2 protein-coding genes are annotated in these 1,145 nt (G+C 67.1%); both read left to right on the forward strand.

Features of this window, described 5'->3' with window-relative positions; translation table 11 throughout:
• Positions 1–835, forward strand: an 835-nt coding sequence (locus WEB06_05665; GenBank protein MEX2555101.1) for an iron-sulfur cluster-binding domain-containing protein, incomplete at its 5' end; no start/stop codon positions are given.
• Between the two features lie 16 nt (positions 836–851).
• The coding region (locus WEB06_05670) for an acyl-CoA desaturase (GenBank protein MEX2555102.1) at positions 852–1,145 on the forward strand (294 nt) is incomplete at its 3' end.

A 1,145-nucleotide genomic window follows, 5' to 3' on the forward strand; every position in this document is an offset into this window, starting at 1 on the left:
CGTCGACGGCGTCCACCACTGGCGCGCCTACTCGATCACCTCCGAGCCCGCCGACGACCACATCTGCATCACGCCGAAGCTGGTCGAGGAGGGCAAGGTCTCGCCCCACCTGACGACGAAGCTTCGGCCCGGGACGATCATCCGCCTCGGCGGCGTCGAGGGCGACTTCACGCTCCCCGACCCCCGGCCCGAGAGGATGCTCTTCATCACCGCCGGCAGCGGGATCACGCCGATCATGAGCATGCTGCGGGCGCTCGACCAGGAAGGCGGCCTCAAGGAAGTCGTGATGATCCACTCGGCGCGGACCGAGGACCGCGTCATCTTCGGAGAGCGGCTGCGCGCACTTGACGAGCGCAACTCCGGATTCAGGCGTCATTTCCAGATCACTGGGGACCACGGCCGGATCAAGCCGGCGGACCTCGACGAGCTCTGCCCCGACTGGCGCGAGCGCGAGACCTTCCTCTCGGGCCCCTCCGACATGCTGGACGCATTCGAGCAGCGCTGGGAGGCCGACGGCGACCGCGAGCTGCTCCACATGGAGCGCTTCCAGCCCAAGGTCGGCTTCGTCGAGGAGGGCGAGGGCGGCGAGATCTCGTTCCTCAAGAGCGATACAAGGACCGAGGCCGGAGGCGGCACGCCGATCCTCGTCGCGGGCGAGGACGCCGGGCTCGAGCTCGACTACGGCTGCCGCGAGGGCATCTGCCACACCTGCATCGGAAAGCTCTGCTCGGGACGCGTCCGCGACCTGCGCAACGGCAAGATCTACGGGAGCGATGGGGAGATGATCCGCGTCTGCATCAGCGCCCCCGAGGGCCCCGTCGAAATGGATCTCTGACAGGAGGAGAAGCTCTGTGAGTGAAAGCAAGATCGAGAGTCCGCTCGCCAAGCTCACGGCTGAGCAGGTGGAGCAGCTCGCCAAGGAGTTCGACGCGATCCACGACCAGGTCTACGAGGACCTCGGCGACCGCGACCGCAAGTACATCGTCAGCATGATCGAGATGCAGCGGCGGCTCGCGGTCATGGGCCGCGTCCTGCTGCTCTTCTCGCGCTACAAGCCGGCCTGGATCGCGGGCACCTCGGCCCTGTCGGCGGCCAAGATCCTCGAGAACATGGAGATCGGCCACAACGTCATGCACGGCCAGTGG

The sequence above is a fragment of the Actinomycetota bacterium genome (assembly GCA_040905475.1).
Classification (GTDB): domain Bacteria; phylum Actinomycetota; class AC-67; order AC-67; family AC-67; genus DATFGK01.